The organism is Pontibacter actiniarum, from assembly GCF_003585765.1.
GTDB classification, from domain to species: domain Bacteria; phylum Bacteroidota; class Bacteroidia; order Cytophagales; family Hymenobacteraceae; genus Pontibacter; species Pontibacter actiniarum.
This window is the reverse complement of sequence record NZ_CP021235.1, coordinates 4,504,055-4,521,470: the sequence shown is the minus strand read 5'-3', so window position 1 is coordinate 4,521,470 and position 17,416 is coordinate 4,504,055. Positions and strand designations below refer to the sequence as shown.

The 17,416-nt window shown below is 54.3% G+C and carries 14 protein-coding genes; 7 read left to right on the top strand and 7 right to left on the bottom strand.

Annotation, left to right across the window (positions count from 1 at the left end):
* Positions 1–85: 85 nt before the first annotated feature.
* The 3 genes from secA to dapF form a co-directional block, all read right to left on the bottom strand.
* Entirely contained in the window at positions 86–3,457 is a 3,372-nt protein-coding gene (secA, locus tag CA264_RS19610; protein WP_025609097.1) for a preprotein translocase subunit SecA, read from the bottom strand.
* 412 nt (positions 3,458–3,869) lie between these two features.
* On the bottom strand, positions 3,870–4,385 hold the full coding sequence (locus tag CA264_RS19605; RefSeq protein ID WP_025609096.1) for a GNAT family N-acetyltransferase: 516 nt from the start codon (positions 4,383–4,385) through the stop codon (positions 3,870–3,872).
* 70 nt (positions 4,386–4,455) lie between these two features.
* Positions 4,456–5,241: a diaminopimelate epimerase gene (dapF, locus tag CA264_RS19600; protein WP_025609095.1), complete on the bottom strand. Its 786-nt coding sequence runs from the start codon at positions 5,239–5,241 to the stop codon at positions 4,456–4,458.
* Between the two features lie 106 nt (positions 5,242–5,347).
* Here dapF and CA264_RS19595 point away from each other — a divergent pair, with 106 nt between their 5' ends.
* The 5 genes from CA264_RS19595 to CA264_RS19575 all read left to right on the top strand — a co-directional run bounded on the left by CA264_RS19595 (position 5,348) and on the right by CA264_RS19575 (position 9,419).
* Positions 5,348–6,241 (top strand): class I SAM-dependent methyltransferase, encoded by an 894-nt coding sequence (locus CA264_RS19595; RefSeq protein ID WP_025609094.1) that lies wholly within the window; start codon positions 5,348–5,350, stop codon positions 6,239–6,241.
* 121 nt (positions 6,242–6,362) lie between these two features.
* A complete protein-coding gene (locus CA264_RS19590) occupies positions 6,363–7,184 on the top strand; it encodes a hypothetical protein (RefSeq protein WP_157593751.1) in 822 nt (273 codons plus the stop codon).
* 196 nt (positions 7,185–7,380) lie between these two features.
* Entirely contained in the window at positions 7,381–7,932 is a 552-nt protein-coding gene (locus CA264_RS19585) for a hypothetical protein (RefSeq protein WP_025609092.1), read from the top strand.
* 4 nt (positions 7,933–7,936) lie between these two features.
* Entirely contained in the window at positions 7,937–8,380 is a 444-nt protein-coding gene (locus CA264_RS19580) for a hypothetical protein (RefSeq protein ID WP_025609091.1), read from the top strand.
* Between the two features lie 100 nt (positions 8,381–8,480).
* The gene (locus tag CA264_RS19575) at positions 8,481–9,419 is read left to right on the top strand and encodes a Ppx/GppA phosphatase family protein (protein ID WP_025609090.1); all 939 of its coding nucleotides are present in this window, start codon (positions 8,481–8,483) and stop codon (positions 9,417–9,419) included.
* Between the two features lie 88 nt (positions 9,420–9,507).
* Here the strand turns inward: CA264_RS19575 and CA264_RS19570 are convergent, their stop codons facing one another.
* A complete protein-coding gene (locus CA264_RS19570; RefSeq protein WP_025609089.1) occupies positions 9,508–11,889 on the bottom strand; it encodes a tetratricopeptide repeat protein in 2,382 nt (793 codons plus the stop codon).
* Between the two features lie 208 nt (positions 11,890–12,097).
* Here CA264_RS19570 and CA264_RS19565 point away from each other — a divergent pair, with 208 nt between their 5' ends.
* Both CA264_RS19565 and CA264_RS19560 read left to right on the top strand, forming a co-directional pair.
* A complete protein-coding gene (locus tag CA264_RS19565) occupies positions 12,098–13,165 on the top strand; it encodes an Ldh family oxidoreductase (protein ID WP_036777603.1) in 1,068 nt (355 codons plus the stop codon).
* Between the two features lie 6 nt (positions 13,166–13,171).
* Positions 13,172–13,522, top strand: coding sequence for a hypothetical protein (locus tag CA264_RS19560; RefSeq protein ID WP_025609087.1), 351 nt, complete (start codon positions 13,172–13,174; stop codon positions 13,520–13,522).
* Positions 13,523–13,619: 97 nt separating this feature from the next.
* On the opposite strand, the gene hscA is transcribed toward CA264_RS19560, so the two are convergent.
* From hscA to eno, 3 genes are all read right to left on the bottom strand, one after another.
* Positions 13,620–15,485 carry a Fe-S protein assembly chaperone HscA gene (hscA, locus tag CA264_RS19555; RefSeq protein ID WP_025609086.1) on the bottom strand — a complete coding sequence of 622 codons (1,866 nt, stop codon included), beginning with the start codon at positions 15,483–15,485 and terminating at the stop codon, positions 13,620–13,622.
* A gap of 252 nt (positions 15,486–15,737) precedes the next feature.
* On the bottom strand, positions 15,738–16,034 hold the full coding sequence (locus tag CA264_RS19550) for an FtsB family cell division protein (protein ID WP_025609085.1): 297 nt from the start codon (positions 16,032–16,034) through the stop codon (positions 15,738–15,740).
* Between the two features lie 88 nt (positions 16,035–16,122).
* On the bottom strand, positions 16,123–17,400 hold the full coding sequence (gene eno, locus CA264_RS19545; RefSeq protein ID WP_025609084.1) for a phosphopyruvate hydratase: 1,278 nt from the start codon (positions 17,398–17,400) through the stop codon (positions 16,123–16,125).
* Between the last annotated feature and the right edge of the window lie 16 nt (positions 17,401–17,416).

Below are 17,416 nucleotides of genomic sequence, written 5' to 3'. Positions count from 1 at the left end.
CTTTATCTAACACCTCCCCCTTACATTTATTATAAAAAATCACAAACAGCAGCCACTAACCTTACGCTAGTGGCTGCTGTTCTTCTTATTCCTCAATCAGTACGCAGCGGTTGTGCAGCAGATCGTCTTCCACGCTCTTGAACTTTACATCCTTCAGCACACGGCCGTCGTTGTACTGCACGCTTACGCGCTCGTTGCGGCCCGCCAGCTTCTGCGAGTGGGCAGGCATGATCTTCTCCGGCTCTGCGGCAGGGGCAGTGGTATGGCCGGTTTCATCCTCCAGCGACGAGTGCACCTCCTGCTTTTGCTCCTTTAGCACCGGTGGCTTAGGGGCTTGCTGCGGGCGCGGCTCCCGTACCTGCTCTGGTGCCTGCACCGGAATGTGGGCATGGAACAGGAACTGAATGGTCTGTTCGTTCACTTTGCCGATCATGCGCTTGAACAGCTCAAACGACTCGAACTTGTAGATCAACAGCGGGTCTTTCTGCTCGTACACGGCGTTCTGAACCGACTGCTTCAGGTCGTCCATCTGGCGCAGGTGCTCTGTCCAGGCCTGGTCGATGGTGCCCAGCGTGATGATCTTCTCCATGGCGCGGATCAGCTCCAGGCCTTGCGATTCGAACGTCTTCGTCAGGTTTGCCACGGCAGCCAGTTGGCGCTTGCCATCGGTAAACGGCACGGCCACGTTCTCAATCATCGGCCCACGGTTCTGGTGGATATCGGCAATGATCGGGAAAGCCTGCGCGGCTGTCTGCTTGTTGCGCTCCAGGTAGTGGTTCAGGGCCTCGTTGTACAGGCGCTCTGCCAACTGGTTCGCCTGCGTGCCTCGGAAATCAGCCTCCGAGATAGAAGACTCTATACCGAATACGCGCAGAATGTGCAGCTGGAAGTTTTCGTAGTCGTTGATGTTCTTGTAGCTCACAACCACATCCTCGCTGATGTCATAGATCATGTTCCATACATCCAGCTCCAGACGCTCGCCGTAAAGGGCATTGCGGCGGCGCTTGTACACCACCTCACGCTGTGCGTTCATCACGTCGTCATACTCCAGCAGGCGCTTACGCTGGCCAAAGTTGTTCTCCTCCACTTTCTTCTGCGCACGCTCAATAGAGTTGGTGATCATAGAATGCTGGATCACTTCTCCTTCTTCCAGACCCATACGGTCCATCAGGCGGGCAATACGGTCTGAGCCGAACAGGCGCATCAGGTTATCCTCGAGAGACACGAAGAACTGCGAAGAGCCCGGGTCACCCTGGCGACCGGCACGACCACGCAACTGGCGGTCTACACGGCGGGACTCGTGGCGCTCTGTACCGATAATGGCCAGACCACCCGCTGCCTTAGACTCCGGCGCCAGCTTAATGTCAGTACCACGGCCTGCCATGTTGGTAGCGATGGTTACCGTGCCCGGCTTACCTGCCTCGGCCACAATCTCGGCCTCTTTCTGGTGCATCTTCGCGTTCAGCACCTGGTGGTTGATATTGCGCAGCTTCAGCATGCGGCTCAGGAGCTCGGATATCTCTACCGAAGTAGTACCTACCAGCACCGGGCGGCCAGCCTGCGTTAACTCTACAATCTCATCCGCAACCGCGTTATACTTCTCGCGAACGGTTTTGTATACTTTGTCGTGCTCGTCTTTTCGTTGGATCGGGCGGTTAGTAGGGATTACCACCACATCCAGTTTATAGATGTCCCAGAACTCGCCTGCCTCTGTTTCGGCAGTACCCGTCATACCGGAAAGTTTGTGGTACATACGGAAGTAGTTCTGCAGCGTAACGGTAGCGTAGGTCTGCGTGGCATCCTCCACTTTTACGTTCTCCTTCGCCTCGATGGCCTGGTGCAGTCCGTCTGAGTAACGGCGGCCTTCCATAACACGGCCCGTCTGCTCATCCACGATCTTCACCTTGTGGTCCGGCGTTACGATGTACTCGGTGTCTTTTTCGAACAACGTATAAGCCTTCAGCAACTGGTTAATCGTGTGGATACGCTTCGACTTTTCCTGGAAATCGGCGATCAGCGTCTCTTTCTTATGCAACTGCTCCTCGTGCGATAGGGAGTTGTCGTTATCAATGTTGGCAATCTCAGTACCGATGTCCGGCATGATGAAGAAGTTCGGGTCTTCTCCCTGGCCGGTGATCAGGTCGATGCCTTTCTCCGTCAGCTCAATCTGGTTGTGCTTTTCGTCGATGGTAAAGTACAACGGCTCATCGGCCTCCGGCATCTGGCGTGAGTTATCCTGCAGGTAGAAGTTCTCTGTTTTCTGCATGATGGCACGGTTACCCGTCTCACTCAGGAACTTGATCAGGGGCTTGCTCTTCGGCAGACCGCGGTAGGCACGGAAAAGCGCCAGACCACCATCCTGCGTATTGCCTTCCTTGATCAGGCGCTTGGCCTCCGTCAGGAAGTTCTGCACTACTTTACGCTGCGCCTCTACCAACATGCCAATGCGCGGCTTCAGCTGGTAAAACTCGTGCTCATCGCCACGCGGCACAGGGCCGGAGATAATCAGCGGAGTACGGGCATCGTCAATCAACACAGAGTCCACCTCATCGACCATGGCGTAATGGTGCTTGCGCTGTACCAGGTCCTGCGGCTCACGCGACATGTTGTCGCGCAGGTAGTCAAAGCCGAACTCGTTATTCGTACCGTAGGTGATGTCTGCTTTGTAGGCGTTGCGGCGGGCTTCTGAGTTTGGCTGGTGCCTGTCGATGCAGTCGATGGTCAGGCCATGGAACTCAAACAGCGGCGCCATCCACTCCGAGTCGCGGCGGGCCAGGTAGTCGTTTACCGTTACCACGTGCACCCCGCGCTTCGCCAGGGCATTGAGGTATGCCGGCAGCGTTGCCACCAGCGTTTTACCTTCACCTGTCGCCATCTCGGCAATCTTACCCTGGTGCAGTACAATACCGCCGATCAGCTGCACATCGTAGTGCAGCATGTCCCAGGTGATTTCGTTGCCGGCTGCGATCCATTTGTTAGCCCAGGTGGCTTTATCGTCCTCGATCTGCACGTTTGGCTTGCGCGCCGCGATCATGCGGTCGTGGTCGGTGGCGGTTACCGTTAGCTGGCCGTTCTCTTTCCAGCGGCGGGCAGTTTCTTTTACAATGGCAAAACCAGTAGGCAGCACCTCCATCAGCACTACTTCCAGCTCCTTGTTGCGCTCCTTCTCCAGTTCATCAATCTCCGAGAAGATGTTTTCCTTCTGCACGATGTTCAGCTCCGGCTCATCGGCCACACGCTTGTGCAGCGCCGCGATCTTCTCGTCGATGGACTTCAGGCGGTCATCAATGATGCCTTTAATTTCAAACGTCTTCTGGCGTAGCTGGTCGTCTGTGAGCGTGTTGAGTTTAGCGTACTCCTCGTTTATCTTAGATACATAAGGTATAACCTCTTTTATATCCCTGTCGGATTTGGTTCCGAATAGTTTCGCAACGGTTTTACCGAAAAAATCAAACATATGTATATGTCGTTCTTAATTGAAATCTTCTGTTTGCAATATCGTCAAAAATAGGTTTTTTTCCGATATATCTAATGCTCTGTACTAAAACAATACCAGAACAGTGGCACGACGGGCTATCTGCCATAATTACCGATACAATATAGTATACTTCCTATTTATCAGCAGCGGGCTTAATATCCTATGCCATAATAGCTAACATGTGGCAATGTGGCAGAAGTTCGTTTTGGGGGCATGATATCCTTTCTGGCTGCCCGATGCACTCGTGCGCCGCTTCCGGCTTTACATTCCAGCCGCGGCTCTCCCTTTAGGCTTACACGGTTACAGGAGTCCTCATACTTTGGCGCTTACCTGGCGCAAGCATCCGCTGGCGGAGCTTCAACAGTGCCCCTTGTTCATGTAAGAGGCAGGGCTAGAACAGCCGCTGTAGCTCTACCACGTCCTCCCACCCGTCCGGCGTGCGCAGCCACTCCTTCCGGACGCCGGCGCGCTGGAAGCCAGCCTCCGAGAAAAGGTTAAGGCTCGGCAGGTTGGTGGCGGTAACGGAGCAGTATACCTGGTGCAACTGCAATGTATGCTGGCAGTAGTGGAGCAGCAGGGTCAGGGCTTCGCGGGCGTGGCCGTTGCCACGGTGCTCGGCTGTGATTACAATCCCTACGCCGGCGCGGCGGTGCAACGGGTCGAAGTCGAACAGGTCGATGGCTCCGATAGGTTGATGGCCGTTGTTGCAGATGAGCAGGCGAAGCTGCTTTACGGTGTAGATATCGAGGGCGGCGTTCTGCAGGTACGCCTCCAGCACAAACCGGGAGTACGGGGCAAGGGTGTTCCCCACGTGCCAAACGGCGGTATCGTTCTCCAGTGTGTACAAAAAGTCCAGGTCGGTTGGCTCCAGCGCCCTCAGGTACGTATGGTCAGATTTCAAAAACACGCGTTGCTGTGGTTGGTGAAAAGAAAAAGCCGCCAGCAGTTCTTTGCTGGCGGCCTGGTTACAGTTCTCTTTATACTTGCTGCAGCGGAACGGTGCCGCTGAACACCTGCTTGGCCGGGCCGATCAGGTAAATGTACTTAAAGCTGCCGTCTTCCACCTGCTCAAAAGCCACCTGCAGTTCGCCCCCCAGCACTTTTACATTTACCGGGCTTTGCATGCCCTGCAGGCCAGCCACCAGCGCACACGCCGTTACGCCTGTTCCGCAGGAGAGGGTTTCGTCCTCCACTCCGCGCTCATAGGTGCGCACGTAGATCTCGCTGTCCGACAGGCGCTGCACAAAGTTCACATTCGTGCCCACTTCCTTAAAACGCTCGTTGTAGCGGATGGCGCGGCCTTCGGCATACACATCCAGCGCCTCCACACCCTCTACAAACCTGACGTAGTGCGGCGAGCCGGTGTTCAAGTAGTAGTCCTCCCCGATGCGCTCGACGCTTTTCACGTCGTTCATCTTCAGTTGGATCAGGTCGCGCTCCACATTGGCCTGGTGCTCCCCGTCGGCGGCCAGAAAGCAGGCCACGTCCTCGATCACCCCCAGCTGGCGGGCAAAACGCACGGTGCAGCGCGCGCCGTTTCCGCACATAGAGCCTACACGGCCATCGGCGTTGTAGTACACCATCTCAAAGTCATAGTCCGGGTGGTCCTGCAGCAGGATGAGCCCGTCAGCGCCAATTCCTTTGCGGCGGTCGCACAGGTGCTTTACCAGTGCCTCGTCCTCAGCCGGGAAATTTCGTTTGCGGTTGTCGACCATCACGAAGTCGTTGCCCGTGCCCTGGTACTTATAAAAGCTAATTGCCATGTATGTGTAACAAATAAAACAACAGCTGCGTGCCTTTTTAAGGTTAGGCGGATAATGCGTAATTTCGCCCCCAACCGGCACTAAGCCAGAAATAAACGACAAAGATATGTATTCCTTTTTAACTACAGAAAACTGGGCCGACTACGAACTGGTGGATTCCGGAAATTTTGAGAAGCTGGAGCGTTTCGGAGATTACTATGTCGCGCGCCCTGAGCCTCAGGCGATTTGGGACAAGCACCTGCCGGAGCAGGAGTGGCAGCGTATGGCCAATGCCGTGTTCACCCGCGACAAGGGCAGCCAGGAGAAGGGCCAGTGGAAGCTGAAGAAAGGAATGCCGGAGCAGTGGTTTATCAACTACCAGTATAACGACCTGAAGCTGCGTTTCCGCTTAGGCCTATCGTCTTTTAAGCATGTGGGCCTGTTTCCGGAGCAGGACAGCAACTGGAAGTTTATCTACGACACCACCAAAAAGCTGAAGACACCGCAACCGAAGGTACTCAACATGTTTGCCTATACGGGTGCCGCCACACTGGCCGCCAAAGCCGCCGGAGCTGACGTAACGCACCTGGACTCCATCAAGCAGGTGAACTTCTGGGCCCGCGATAACATGGAGGCCAGCAACCTCGACAACGTGCGCTGGATTGTGGAAGACGCCATGAAGTACGCCCGCCGCGAGGTAAAGCGAGGCAACACCTACAACGGCATCATCCTGGACCCGCCAAGCTACGGCCGCGGCCCGAACAATGAGAAGTGGCAGCTGGAGAATGAGCTGAACGAGATGATCAAGCTCTGCCGTGAGATGCTGGACGGCACGGATTACTTCCTGCTGATAAACCTGTACTCCATGGGCTTCTCGGCCATGGTGCTCGACAACCTGATGCGCGACACCTTTGGGGAGCAGGTGCAGAACGAGGAACTGGGCGAACTGTACTTGCACGACAGCGGTAACAGAAGATTGCCGCTGGGTACTTTCTTCAGGTTTAGTTCAGTGAAGAGGTAACAGGATCAATTCCTGTTATTATGCTACGAGCCAAACTTTGCAACTGAATCTGCGCAGTAAGGGTATGCTCCTTTATTGATATAGATCGAATCTCTGCAATATTATGAAACGGAAGATGGGTATGATTTTAATGATAATGGGGGTACTCTGCTTTACTGTCGGCTACGTTCTTTACTCTTCATCTAAAAAAACACCAGAAACGGGCAAACAAGCTTCTAATAACAATAATACTGCTAGAACTTCAGTTGCTTCTACAGATACCAATAGCTCTACTACACCTTCAAGAGCTTCGCAAGGCACTTTTAGTGCTAACGAATTAGAAAAAATTGTTAGCATGGCCATTGCTGATGGGGTTTTAACACCCAATGAGCGTAACCTGATTAAAGATTTCGCAAACTCAAGAGGCCTAAACTACAGTGTCATTATCCATGACGTTGAAAAGAAAATAGCAAAATCTGGAGGTTTGGCAGAGACAGAGATTGTTGATGTTAATAAAAGGCAAGGTGACGACTTTGAGAAATTCATCGTACAGAGGTTCGACAAAAAGTACTTCAAAATAAAAGAATGGGCAGGAGATAAATATGTAAATGGAACTTATGCCGAAACAACTCAAAATCCAGACCTGTTACTAGAACTAAGGACTAGAAGTGAAACAGCACAGCTTGCTGTTGAATGTAAGTGGCGTAACAACTTCTATAAGAATGGTATTCTCTTTGCCACGCCAGATCAATTTAAAAGATACCAAGGCTTTGAGAAGCAAAGAAACATTCCTGTCTTTATTGCTATCGGTGTAGGGGGAAGCGGTGCAAAGCCGGAACAACTTTTTATTGTTCCTTTAAGAAAGATCAAATCAAACTTTATTTCCTCAAGTGTCCTTCAAAGGTATCAAAAGAAGCTTACAACTGACTTTTATTATGATGTACAGGCAGAAGCACTGAGATAGATAGCTCCATTCTTGAATAGTCGAATATCTATTTAACAGGATAATTGGATAAACTCTCCGGTTTGAGAAGGCCTCAATATGTCCGCTGTTTATGGCAACAGAACAATTCAGGCTAAGAAGTACTGTTACGACACCTATTGAGAGTTGTTAACAAAGAACCATCCTGCAGCACCCTCAGTTGTCGTACAACAACCCAATGAAAAAGCATATCAAGAAACTACCTTTCCTGCTCCTGGTCCTGCTACAGGCATCCTTTCTGCTGGCCATCCTGCTGGAGAAGCTGCATTTCGTCCCGATCCTGATCTTTATGGTGGCGGTTTCCATCTTAGTGTTTATCGCCTACACCAAGGTGCCCATGTACCAGGACAAGCACCTGAAGAAAGACTTCCTGGCCGTAGTGTTTGTGGTGCTGGGAGCCGTACTGACCTTTTACATTAGCACCTCCGTTGGCTTAGGCCCGGTGATCGCAGCGGGGACCGTCGGTACCTTCGCCTCCTTCGCCCCCTGGCTTAACAGCAGGTCTGCCTTACTGAAGGAGGCTCCTGCCGCTGCCTACTGTGGCGCCTTTGTGGGGATGTCGAGCCCCCATGTTGCCGGAAGCGTACTGTTTATAATTTTCGCGAGCCTTGTAGCCGGGCTGCTGCTTGTCTTCTCAAAGAACATCTTCCGCGGCTTTGGCGGAAAGCTGGGCACGATAGCCTTCGGTGGCGTAGCCGTAACTTACTTGTTGATCTTCCTGTTCTTTTGATGTGATGGACTACGTTGTTCTTATGGCAACCGGGGCTTTCGCTGCGGTATGCACCTATTTTCTTAACACCAGCCTGCGGCAGGGGCCGGTCCGCTCATCCGCTGCGCTGTCTTTGCTGGTCGGGCTGCTGTTTCACTTCTTCCCCCACCTGTTGTCGCCGTACTTAACGGCCAACATCCCGGTTGTCTTTATCGGCGCGTCCTTTATCGGGATGGTTTCGTCGGGCGTGGTTTCCAGGTACTACATGATAGGCACCTCCGGCGTGCTATTTTCGCTGATTTACATGAACACCAGTAGCTTTTTTACGGGCTATGGAGGCGGGCTGGGCACCGCTGCCTGCATATCGCTGCTGGTCACCATCAGTTTGCCCTTCCTTAACAAGAAAAATAAACTCAGCAACGGCTATCTTGTCCTAAGAAAGCTGATATTCAAGAAGGATAAAAAATAATGTAACGCTACGGCCTCAAACACCATAAGCAGAGGTACAGCCTCCTTTGCTGTTAAACAAGGTACGCGTTATCTACAAACCCTAACTACACGCTTTAACCATGAATAAACGTCTCGCACTCATCGACATGGGCACCAACACCTTTCACCTGCTGGTAACGGAGGTAAGTGAGCAGGGCCAGCTGCAGGAACTATTTAAAACGAAGGTGCCGGTGCGGCTGGGCCAGGGCGGCATCAGCAACGGGGCAATTACACCCGAGGCTTCCGACCGCGCCCTGAAGACCTTGCGCGACTTCCGCAAAACCATAGACGAGCTGGGGGCGGATACCGTGCGGGCCATGGCCACCAGCATGGTGCGCAACGCCAGCAACGGCGATGCCTTTGTGAAGGATATCTTTAAACAGACGGATATAAGGGTGGAGGTAATTGACGGGGCGCGCGAGGCGGAGCTGATCTACTACGGCGTGCGGGCAGCCGGTGTGCTGGGCGAGGAAACCGCCCTGATCATGGACATCGGGGGTGGCAGCGTGGAGTTTATCCTTTGCAACCAAAATGAGATTTTCTGGAAGCAGAGCTTTGAGCTGGGGGCACAGCGCCTGATGGATATGTTCTTCACCCAGGATCCGATTCCCGCTGAAAGCGTTGCCGCCGAGAAAGCGTACCTGGAAGAAAAACTGCAGCCGCTGACGGAGGCGGTGGCCAAGTATAAGCCCACTGTACTGGTAGGCTCCTCCGGCACCTTCGACACACTCTGCGACATTGACGCGCAAAGCAAAGGCGACACCTCCCGCACCACGGCCCCACCGGTTGCCTCTACCCTGGCGGTAAAGGCCTTCCGTACTGTACACCAGGACCTGCTCCGAAAGAACCACGAGGAGCGCCTGGCGATTCCGGGCATGCTGGAAATGCGGGTGGATATGATTGTGCTGGCAAGTATAGCCGCGGACTTTGTGCTCCAGAAGTATAACCTTCAGGAGATACGGGTATCGTCTTATGCACTGAAAGAAGGCATGCTGCAGGAAATGCTGGCCGCCCAGTAACCCTCAACCGGCCCTCCCTCCTTTTCTAAGTGGGGAACATCAGGCACAAAAAAGCCCCGGAAACTACACTCCCGGGGCTTTTCTGTGCCTAACTTTTTGCCAGTCGCCTCCGCTCCTTTTCATACGCCTTCTCCAGCTTTTTGAGGTTACGGTTGTGCTGGCTATACTTTGCAGAGAGCACTCGGGCGTCCAACAGCTGCCCTTGCTGCACATCTTTTTGAGCCAGCTGCTTCCCGAGCTGCTGCTGTACCTTCTTTGTTTTGCCTGTGCGGTAGCCTTTCTCCAGCAGCAGCGCCAGGAGCTGAACGGCGACCTCCTCCTCGCCCTGGTTGGCGTAATACCCTACTACGGCTGCAGTAAACGGCTGCCTCTGGTGGTCTTTGGCGAAATTGTAGAGCGAGATGTGATCCAGCCCGTACTTATTCACCTGCTGTGCCAGGTAGAGAGACTTCGCCTCCTCATAGCGCATAACCGCTTCACCATACTTGCTTCGGGCAATAAGGCGGTCAGCTTCCTCCAACTTCCGCTGGTACGCAGCAGCAGCGGCAATAGCGGCTATGCCGTCTTCAGCGGTAAAGGTAGCCACGCTACATTCAGGCTTTTCTCCTGCCGCCTTAATGGCTGCGCCGTAGGCCTGCTCCGCGGAAATAAACTTCTTTTCCCGCGCCAGTGTCTGGGCCTGCTGCAGGTGCCTGTCGTACGCAGCCTGCGTGTTGACGCACTCCTGCGTAAAGATGCGCTCCCGGAGCAGTTTATACTTACTCAGCACCTCCGGGTCCTGCACCAGGGCAAACCGCTCCTGCATCGCCGTGGCATCCGAAGCTGTTTGGCGGGCGAGGCTCAGCCTGTTTTGCATGGCCTGTTCGTAGCCCTGCGTCAGCATAGCCAGCAGCACCGGCTTTGCTGCTTTCTGCGACAGCTGCCTCAACTCCTGTACCGGCCGGAAAGTGTACCCTTGCTCCAGCGCCAGCGCTTCTTCAAACTGGCTTAAGGCCTCCCGGTGGTTCTGCTGCGCCAGGAACCGCTTTCCCTCATCTATAAAACGCACATAGTACTGGAACTTCACCTGCCCCAGCAACTCGTTGGCCTCTGTAGTATGGGGCAGCGCGTAATCATAAGCTTTCTGAAAGTCCAGGGCTTCCCGCGCCACCCGCTCTGCCTCGGCCAGATTGTTGCGGGCCAGCAAGCGCTTTCCGTTGTCTACCATAAGGTGGTACATGCCTGTGGCTGCCCTGGCCTCGCCATCGTTCAGCACCTGCATGCTGCAGCGCAGGCCACCAATGGTACTGCACAGGTCGCGGGCCGCTGCGTAGGTATCCAGAGCGCTTTCGTACTCGCCCCGGGAGGTAAACTTCTGCCCCTCCGTGATATGCGCTGCGTAGATGTCATGTGCCAGCCCCAGCGCCAGCTGCTCTGTCTGCGGGTCCACGCGCATGCGGGTAAGCACGTCGCGTGTTCTGTTCGTGGCCTCACGAATGTAGCCGTTTCGAAGGTCAATGCGGGCGAGCTGTACGTGGGCCGGGGCAAAGTTGGGGTTAGCCTCCGCTGACTTGGCAAAGTACACCTGCGCCGCCGACACGTTTCCATTGTTGATCAGGCTCACGCCCCTGTTATAGAACTGCTGATCGAGGGTAGCCAGTATGTAGTCGATAGCCTTGCGGCGCTCCTGTAGCACCTGCTGTAGCTGGGTCAGCTTGTAGTTGAGCCGTTGCGGGTCCTGCGCCTTCAGCTGAAGCTTCTCGGTATAGTTCTCTTTTCGCAGCTCGGCGTACAGTTCCTCCAGTTCCCGTAGCCTGCGCTCCTGCAGCGGCAGGCGGTCAACGTCATCCGGAAGTACGTGGGCCGCGTCCTGCAGGGCCTGCAACACTTTGGCGTCAGCTGTAAAGTACGCCCGCACCAAGGCCATCCTCTCCTGCAGCTGTTTTACATCCTCGGCGGTAAACTCTACCTGCCCCTGCTCTACCTGCAGCTTATAGTGCTGGTTGACGGCTGTGTCAGGGATTTGCTCCTGTAGCAGGGCCACACCTTTTGGCTTCAGCACTACGGTGCGGTCGTAGGTGCTGACAACCTCATTTTTGGCATTGAGCAGCTTTACCCTGGCCTTGTACTTGTCCGGTAACAGGGCATCCGCCAGGTTAAAGTCGCGGTACTCGGTACTGCCGCTGATCTGCGGCTTCCCTACCTGCACCGTCAGCTGCAGCACATCCCCTACATCCGTAATCTGTGCCTGCTGCTCAAAGCGCAGCGCAAACTCAGGCTTTCGAGGCGGTCTTCTGTTCCTGGTTGTTACCTGGTTTTCTGTTAGCGTGTTAATGATGCTGTTGAGCTGTGCCTGGCTGCTACCCGACGCCCCGGAGCCATACTTGAGCAGGTAGGCTTCGGCTGTTTTCTCCTCAAACAGCAGCTTGGTTTGTGCCTCGGCAGCAAAGGCGGCCAGTACGGAGGCAAATAGTAGTATAGCTTTCTTCATAGTGCAAGGGCCTAACTTTCTGAGGCTAAGGCAAAGTTTGTTCCAGACTTACTGGCGGAGCGGCAAAGTATATAAAAAAGCAGATATAATTTCAGGCGATGTGGTAAATACCTGGCTTTGCCGTTGCGAAAGGACGCGCCGAAGGCAGAAGCTAAGGCTTTGCGTATATATTTTCTTAATTTGCCGCCTTTACCAGCGTTCATTTATCATGTACCCATACCGACAACTTTTTGACTTCACGCAGGAGGTGTTCCTGCACATAGGTTGCCCGGCGGACGATGCCCGTCTGGCTGCCGAAGTACTGCTTTCCGCTGACCTGCGCGGCGTAGACTCCCACGGCGTAGCCCGCCTGAGCGGCTATGTGCGCCTGTGGGAGGCAGGCAGAATTAACCCTAAGCCGAACATCCGTGTTGTGCACGAAACACCCAGCACCGCCACGGTAGACGGCGATGGAGGCCTGGGGCTGGTGGTGGCACCGCGTGCCATGGCTATTGCGAAACAGAAGGCGGAACAGGTGGGCTCCGGATGGGTATCCGTAAAGAACTCAAACCACTTCGGCATTGCCGGCTACCATGCCATGATGGCGCTGGAGGACGACATGATCGGCATTGCCATGACTAACGCCTCGCCCCTGGTGGCTCCAACGTTCTCTACAGACCGCATGTTGGGCACCAACCCTATCGCCGTGGCTGTGCCCGCTAAGCACCAACCTCCTTTTGTAGCTGACTTGGCCACTGCCGCTGCTGCCAACGGAAAGCTGGAGATACTGCAACGCAAAGAGAAAAAAGCCCCTTCCGGTTGGATACAGACGAAAGAAGGCCACAACTCCACCAACCCGAACGAACTGAAGGATGGCGGGGCTCTGCTTCCGCTGGGCTCCGACCGCGACCACGGCAGCCACAAAGGCTATGCGTTGGCCTCCGTGGTGGATATTCTGTCTGCCGTACTTTCGGGCGCCAATTACGGCCCATGGGTGCCGCCGTTTGTGGCTTTCCTGCCGGTGGCGGACAACCTGCCGGGAGAAGGCATCGGCCACTTTTTAGGCGCTATGCGTGTAGACGCTTTCCGTCCTGCCGAAGAGTTTAAGCAGCACATGGACAACTGGATCGGCACTTTCCGCCGCGCCAACGCAGTTAGCGGGGAGCGGGCCGTGTTAATCCCTGGCGACCCGGAGCGTGAGATGGAAGAGGTGCGCCTGATACAGGGGATTCCGCTGCTGCCGCCGGTAGAGCGCGACCTGGAGGCCCTGGCCCAGCGCTTCGATATTAAGCTGTAAACAAGTATGGCAACGGGAGGAGGCACGGCAGCGGCGAGGTTCTTCAGCAGCATAGGCCTGGTTTCGGGCAGGCGCAGCATTCTGATGCTGGTTGTAGTATGGACTCTGAACCTGTTCTGGCTTGGGCTGAACTATTTCTGGCGCTTTGCCTCGGTGGAGGTGCTGCTGGCTGTTCCGGTTCTGTTGTTGCTTTACGCCCTGCTTGCCCTGTTTGGCTATGTGTACTGGGGGATGCGGGAGGTACGGGAGCGGGAGGCCCCGTACGCCAACATCATGGTCGGGGTAATTGTGGCTCTTACGCTGCTGTACTTCAATGTTAACCTGCTGCAGTTTGTGCTACAGGCAATCGAACGCTAACACAGCATACCTATAAAACAGAAAGCGCTGGCTATAGTAGCCAGCGCTTTCTGTTTATACTTCTCATATCTTCCACACTCTGGCGGAAGTGTGCGTTCTACTCAATCTTCTTCCCGGCCATTGTCTGCTTGATCGAGATCTGCATCACGCGCTCGGCAAACGGGCTTGTCTGCTCCTCCAGTCTGTCCACTGCTGCGTATATGGCGTCTTTATCACCGTTGGCGGCTAGCACATCGCGCAGCTTCTGCACATTTTCACGGGTAAGTTTGATTTCTTCCTCCGTCAGGTGCTGACCGTTCTTCTCCACAAAGCGCTCCACCTGGTACAGCATCTGCTCTGCCGAGGTACGCGCCTCTATCACCATACGAGTTGATACGTCGTCCTTAGCGTGGGTGATAGAGTCCATCAGCATTTGCTCCACCTGCTCGTCTGTGAGGCCGTACTGTGGCTTTACCTCTACCTCCTGGCGCACGCCGGAGCGCAGCTCAACCGCCTCTACCTTCAGGATACCGTCCGCATTAAGTATAAAGTTGACGTCTACCTTCGGGAAGCCCGCCGGCATAGCCGGGATACCCTTCAGATCGAACTCAGCCAGTTTGCGGTTTTCCTTTACCAGGTCGCGCTCGCCTTGGTAAACGGAGATCTTCATGTTCACCTGTCCGTCTACCGAAGTCGTGTACTGGCGCCCTGCCTTGGTTGGTATCTTGGAGTTGCGCGGGATGATAGAGTCCATCAGGCCGCCCATCGTCTCAATGCCCAGCGTTAGCGGCGTTACATCCAGTAGTAGGATGTCTTTGCGGTTACCGGCCAGGATATCGGCCTGGATGGCAGCGCCCAGGGCCACTACCTCATCCGGGTTCAGCGAATTGTTTGCTGGTTTGCCGAAGAACTCCGATACGGCCTCGTACACCATCGGTACGCGTGTAGAGCCTCCCACCATAATCACAGCGTCAATCTGCTCCGGCTGTAGCTTTGCATCCGCCATAGCCTGCCTGCAGCTTTCCATCGTGCGGGCTACAATCGGAGCGATCAGCGTTTCGAACGTGTGCCGCTCCAGGTGGCAGTCAATCCTTCCGTCAATTGTGCCGGTATATACCTCCTGCGCGCTCAGGGCGCGCTTCGCCTCTTCGGCTCTCAGGCGCAGCTCCTGCGACAGGTGCTTGTCCTGGTTCACAGTATCGGCAATCAGTTCGTTGTTTTGAATCCAGTGGTTGATGATGGCGCGGTCAAAGTCATCGCCGCCCAGGTAGGTGTCACCGTTGGTAGAGAGTACCTCAAAGATGCCCTGATGAATGCTGAGGATGGAGATATCGAAGGTACCGCCACCAAGATCGTACACGGCCACCGTTTTCTCCTCGTTCGGGTCTATCCCAATGCCGTAGGCCAGTGCGGCTGCAGTAGGCTCGTTTACGATACGCAGTACTTCCAGCCCGGCCAGTTTTCCGGCATCGCGCGTAGCTTGCCGCTGCGAATCGTTAAAATAGGCCGGAACGGTAATTACGGCGCGGTTAACCGGAGTCTTCAGAGAGTGCTCCGCCCGCTCGCGCAGCTCTTTCAGTATCTCTGCCGACAGCTCAATCGGGGAGTAGAACTTGTCCTGCACCCGGATCTTCACCAGGCCTTCGCTGTCGTCATCAATCACCTTATAGCCAAAGTAATCTTTATGCTCCCCCAGGTCTTTGTAGGATTTGCCCAGCAGGCGCTTCACAGAGTAAATTGTGTTTGCCGGGTCTGTCAGGAGGTAGTCCTTCGCCTCGTTGCCAACGTAGGTTTCGCCGTTATTGGCGAAGTGCACCACCGACGGCACGATGGTACCGCGGCCTTGGTCGTTGATAGCGATCGGCTTCTTATCTTCAGGGTGAATGTAGGCCACCAAGCTGTTGGTTGTACCTAAATCTATGCCTACTATTACCTCTTCCTGCTGAAGAGCTCCGGTAGAAAGGTTTATTGCAACTTTTGCCATTGTATCTGTATTTTCGTGAGCCCGCCGCCAATCAGCAGCAGTGCTGTAGCACAAAGTTACAAATTATTTGGGGAGGGATTTATTTTGAGGCGGGGAGGTTAGGCTCAGCTTATACTTGAAGTATAAAATATGCCGTTAGCACCCCACTGCTTTGGGGGCACAAGCGGACGCTTGCGCCAGCAAGGGCCTCTGTAGGGCTGGTTACCTTTGTGGTGGCTGTGGCTCTACACTTTTAGCTACAGCCCTTCGCACCTACTCTTCCTTCGGCACAATGATGAACACATCCTCATGCGGGCGCTTCATCAGGTACTTTTCACGGGCAAACTTCTCCAACAGCTCCGGGTTTCCCATCAGCTCCTTTCGGTCTTTCTCTACCTCAGCCATCTTCTCGAGGTAGTGTTCCTTCGTGTCCTCCAGCTCACTTAGCTGCCTGCGCATCTGGAACTGGGTAACAAAGTCGTTGGAGTCAAAAAAAAGCATCCACGCGACAAACAGAAAGGAAGTAATAAAATAGAAATTTCTGAATATTTTAGGGATGCGCTGTATCATAGGTATTGGGTAAGGTCTGCTTACAAAAATAAGGCTGTGAGCGTTATAACCCACAGCCTTACAAAATATATTTTGCCTAAATGGTATTTTAGAACTTCTTGCCCGGATAGTACGCTACCTCACCCAGTTCCTCCTCAATGCGGAGCAGCTGGTTGTACTTAGCCATACGGTCTGAGCGGGAAGCCGAACCGGTCTTGATCTGGCCAGTGTTCAGTGCCACCGCCAGGTCAGCGATCGTGTTATCCTCCGTCTCTCCGGAGCGGTGGCTCATCACGCTCTTATAGCCGTGGCGCATGCCCAGGTTAATCGCATTGATGGTCTCCGTCAGGGTTCCGATCTGGTTTACCTTGATCAGGATAGAGTTCGCCACTCCCTGGTCAATGCCCTGCTGCAGGCGCTCCACGTTTGTTACAAACAGGTCATCGCCCACCAGCTGGCACTTGCTTCCAACTTTATCAGTCAGCTCTTTCCAGCCTTTCCAGTCGTCTTCAGCCATACCGTCCTCTATAGAGATGATCGGGTACTTGTTCACCCACTCGCTCCAGTAGCTCACCATCTCAGAAGATGACAGCTTGTCGCCAGTAGACTTCTTGAAGTGATACTGCCCGGAAGCGGCATCGTAGAACTCTGAGCTGGCGGCGTCCATCGCGATCATAAAATCGTCGCCAGGCTTGTAGCCGGCTGCCTCAATCGCCTGCAGCACCACCTCGATCGCCTCTACGTTAGAGGCAATGTTAGGGGCAAAGCCACCCTCATCGCCCACGTTGGTAGAAAGGCCTTTCTTCTTGAGTACGTTCTTCAGGTTGTGGAATACCTCCGAGCCCATACGAAGCGCCTCTGAGAATGAAGGAGCGCCTACCGGCATGATCATGAACTCCTGGAAGTCGATGGCGTTATCCGCGTGGCTACCCCCGTTCAGGATGTTCATCATGGGAACTGGCAGCGTGTTGGCGTTTACGCCACCCACGTAGCGGTACAGCGGCATGTTCAGCTCCTGCGCGGCGGCACGTGCAATGGCCAGGGAAACACCAAGTATGGCGTTCGCTCCCAAGTTGCCTTTGTTCGGTGTGCCGTCCAGCTCAATCATGATCTTGTCAAGCAGGTTCTGGTCAAACACAGGGAAACCAACTAGTTCCTCAGCAATCTTCTCGTTTACGTTTTTAACAGCCTGCTGAACGCCCTTGCCCATAAAGCGGCTCTTGTCGTTGTCACGAAGCTCCACCGCTTCGTGCACTCCTGTAGAGGCACCAGACGGTACAGCAGCACGGCCCATAATGCCGCTTTCTGTGGTTACATCAACTTCAACAGTAGGATTGCCTCTGGAATCGAATATCTGTCTGGCTTTAATGTCAGTGATAATGCTCATTGGTTTTCTAGTTTAA